The following is a 3,349-nucleotide window of genomic DNA, read 5'->3' as shown; positions in this document are numbered from 1 at the left end:
TGCTAGGTCCGGCTGGCGCTCGATCTTGCTGGCAACAACCGCTTATCTTGAGAAATAGGTAGTACGAGCCAGCGATCAAAGCGGCACGATTGGATGTTCCAGCCAGGCAACGACGCTCTCTCGGGCGCCTCGCCCACGCCGTTGGATGACGCAGCAGTCGGGAATTGACCGGCATCGTGCTCACTCAGGTGTCGTCGCCAGCTTGCGAACGGGCAAGTGGCTCAGCGGCGCGCAAAATCTGACGGTGTTAGCTCGAGGCGTGTCGCTGGACGTGCGAGCAGTTTCCGTTCGGCTATCGCGCGGATGCGGTTGTAGCCGTCGCGGAAGGTTTTCAGGATGATGGCGTCGCTGGCGCGTGGTTCAAGCCAGAAATAGGCTTCCAGTGCCGCCATCGTGATGACGCATCCGACCGTGCTGTTTCGGTGCATGAGACAAAACGCCACGCCATGGCGGTTCGCAAGCACCTGCGGTTCAAATTCGGCGGTTTCCATAGGCGGCAAGAACAACGCTCTGGATCGGGTCACAATTGTTGCACATGCCATGCATTTCAGATGCTCGAAGAGCGAGCGTGTTGCACGGCAGGCGGCTATATTGTGCGGATGCCGGCATGCGGGGCGTTCCCGATGCGGGTGATGTCTGACTGCCGGTGTCTTTGAGACGCAAAAGCCGCCCCGAGCTGACGCGTCTGATTCACCTCGCAATTGCGCAGACAGACCGACCTGATCGGGACGGGCGCGTGCCGCTGATGGGCCCGTAACGTCGTTCATGCCGGCAGGAATAACCGCTATTTTCAAGCAGAGGACTGGGTCAGGTAAGTCAATGATCAACCGGGCCGGATACCGCACCTTGCGATAAAGAAACTAAAGGAATTCTGGCTTAGTATCGGCCTGCGCAATCGTGGCATTGATTGTCCCTCGCGCTGTCTAGTCGAGAAATTATTTCCTTGAGAGAAATTCACGCAGCGCAGGGTGCCTAGCGGATCCCATACAATCCAGCGGGTCTGCGGAGACCGAGTCCCTAAAGTGTCTAGGCCGGATTGCTTACACCCGGCTTCCCCGAGCATTGCGGAAGACCATGATTCGATTGTCAAGCGAGCTTTTGCCAGGCCGGCGCTGTTTATCTACGCCGGGATTGGCATCACCCTCGCGACCACTGCCGTCACAATCGCCTCGCGCTACGAAATGAGGCTCGATGCGATGGCTCAGGCGCACGTCGCGGGCCAGAACCTCCTTTTGCAGCGAGATTACGTGCCCCCTTTGCCAATGCCGAAACAGAACCAGCGCGAGCCCAATGAAATAAGTATCGCGCCTTGCAGTAGAAATCGATTGATGTCGATCAATCCTGTGCATCGGCGACAGGTAGCGGTGCTGGGAGGGTGTGCCTACCTCGTCCAAAGTAAAGGGGAACAGTCACGTGGGCTGCCAAATGGGTTGGAAATCGGGTTTGCAGATCGGGCAGCGATTGCGGAGGATGACCTGCTTGATGAGGCACATATCGACGAACTGGCGTCGCTCGACATGCTGGATCAAACCTTCCCCAAGGGCATTGCGCAAATCCGGTCGCTACTGGCAAGCAGCCGCGCAATTGAGCCAACTCGTGGCTCCGCCCTTTGACTGGGGATGGATGTGCTCCTTGGTCAGCATGCTCCGAGTGAAGCGCAGCCCGCAGTAGCAGCAAATGTGCTGGTCCCGGGCAAACAGCGTCGCGTTGCAAAACGGCACACGGCCTGCGAACGTCTGGTTACGTACGGAGATGATGGCGGGCACTCGAAGAATCGAAGGCTCGCCGGTATGATTTGAGACACCAGCGTGAAATTCGAGGTCTTCGCCCACGCCCCAGGCAATCGCGCCTCGGCGCTTCAACGAAAAAGCTTTTTCTGGGGGAACCCATTCGCACGGGCGACCGCCGTTGTCGAGCATCAGAATCTGTTGCATCGGTCGTCCTTTCGCCTAAAAAAGCCTGTGCCGGACAACTGGTAAGCTCGAAGTAGTAACGGTTACTACCTGCGACGGACCATAGACTGTCGGATACATGCGGCGTTGGTTGAAATCATGTTGAACTGGTAAGGGTTTTGGTGGGCGTACAGTTCAGCTTGCAAGCAGTGTGGAGGCCGGTGACATACGGGCGGCGGGCGCGGTGCTGCACCTTCTTTCAGGTATCAGCGGAAATATCGGCGCCAAAGCGCTGCACCTGTATGTGAAGCAGATCTATCCGCGGGTCCTCGATGGCCAATGGCCCATCGAGACCGAATGGTTCGACCGGACTACTGCACTGGGAAACCGCTCCGCCGATGCATTGCATCAATGTTTTGTGGCTGCGATAAGCCCAGTCGACCAAACGGGCGTATCGAGCGAGGACTGAAGGTCGACCGGCTTTTCAACGCCATTTGCCATCGCATGCTCCTTGCGGGTTCCAAAGCACATCGTGACGGTAGTGGTTGCGCCGGCAATCGAAGGCAGCTCGCTTCCGTCCACTGCGCAACTAACAGTTTCCGCCACTAGCAACCCGAAAGCGCCGGTTCCCCGGGGGGCTTGGCTCAGCGCGCAGGCCGGGTGGCGCGCACGGTCGTTTGCCTCCGGCTGCGGGGGCGCCTGGTGCGCCCATGGTCAGCGTCCTTGGATTACTTTTGGTTGATGGACGACGCAAGGCCTCTTTTATGTCTCGGCCTGCCACGGCATGCTTTTGACGGTCGGGGGTTAATGTCAAATGCGGTCGTAAGCAATGGGAGGATGTAGGGCGCAAGGGAGGCGGGGGTGCGTTCTCGCAGGCGTCATGGCGTTTGTGCAGTAAGCGGCCGCGCATTAAACATGACCCCCTTGGGCATGGGGTATGCAATCCCCAGCGTGCCAAGGGCAGGGGCGCACGATGGCTCGTGCCGTGCGCGGAATCCAATTTAGACGTTGTTTTGCGCCGAACTGGTGTCGGTCGGGCCATAGAAGCGCCAAGGCTGGTCTCTGAGCGCAACGGTCATTCGTAGCCGTCATTCGAGGACAAGACATTGCCCTGAGCTGCCTTTGGGACGGACCGGGTTCTAGGTTTGAAATGTTCAGTTTCTGGCCGAGGGTGTGCAAAAAACGCCCTGGTTACCTACGTTCTGTACCCGGCACCATCTCATCGGGACCCACGAGGTCACGAACGTCGGCAGCGACCGGACGCAGTTGAGCCCAATGGCCAAGGCCGCACGCGATGCCATGGGCAAGAAGAAACTCAAGGCACTGGCAGACCGTGGATACTTCAGTGCACCGGAAATCAAGGCTTGCGACGATATGGGTATTGCGGCACTGGTCCCCACAACGCAAACCTCAAGCGCGAAGGCCGATGGGCGATTCGACCGGGACGACTTGATCTA

At 58.5% G+C, this 3,349-nt stretch carries 4 protein-coding genes and 1 pseudogene; 3 read left to right on the top strand and 2 right to left on the bottom strand.

Translation table 11 applies throughout. From position 1 onward, the window contains the following. Positions 1-221 precede the first annotated feature (221 nt). Positions 222-491, bottom strand: coding sequence for a DUF1488 family protein (locus BMI01S_RS36450; protein ID WP_042293007.1), 270 nt, complete (start codon positions 489-491; stop codon positions 222-224). A gap of 531 nt (positions 492-1,022) precedes the next feature. On the opposite strand from BMI01S_RS36450, the gene BMI01S_RS41650 reads away from it, so the two are divergent. Next, complete coding sequence (locus tag BMI01S_RS41650) at positions 1,023-1,613, top strand: hypothetical protein (protein WP_028233033.1); 591 nt, start codon at positions 1,023-1,025, stop codon at positions 1,611-1,613. Here the strand turns inward: BMI01S_RS41650 and BMI01S_RS40270 are convergent. Next, entirely contained in the window at positions 1,563-1,934 is a 372-nt protein-coding gene (locus tag BMI01S_RS40270) for an HNH endonuclease (protein ID WP_081723662.1), read from the bottom strand. The two genes, BMI01S_RS41650 and BMI01S_RS40270, sit on opposite strands and share 51 nt — an antisense overlap. A 169-nt stretch (positions 1,935-2,103) precedes the next feature. Between BMI01S_RS40270 and BMI01S_RS36440 the strand changes: the two genes are divergently transcribed. Together BMI01S_RS36440 and BMI01S_RS36435 are read left to right on the top strand one after the other, a co-directional pair. After that, positions 2,104-2,361, top strand: coding sequence for a hypothetical protein (locus BMI01S_RS36440; RefSeq protein ID WP_028233034.1), 258 nt, complete (start codon positions 2,104-2,106; stop codon positions 2,359-2,361). Positions 2,362-3,101: 740 nt separating this feature from the next. Next, a pseudogene (locus BMI01S_RS36435) lies at positions 3,102-3,349 on the top strand (IS5/IS1182 family transposase); the annotation flags it as partial.

Origin of the sequence: Paraburkholderia mimosarum LMG 23256 = NBRC 106338 (assembly GCF_000739815.1) — a bacterium.
Taxonomy (GTDB): Bacteria; Pseudomonadota; Gammaproteobacteria; order Burkholderiales; family Burkholderiaceae; genus Paraburkholderia; species Paraburkholderia mimosarum.
The sequence above is the reverse complement of the archived record's forward strand: the minus strand, read 5'-3'. Positions and strand labels throughout refer to the sequence as shown.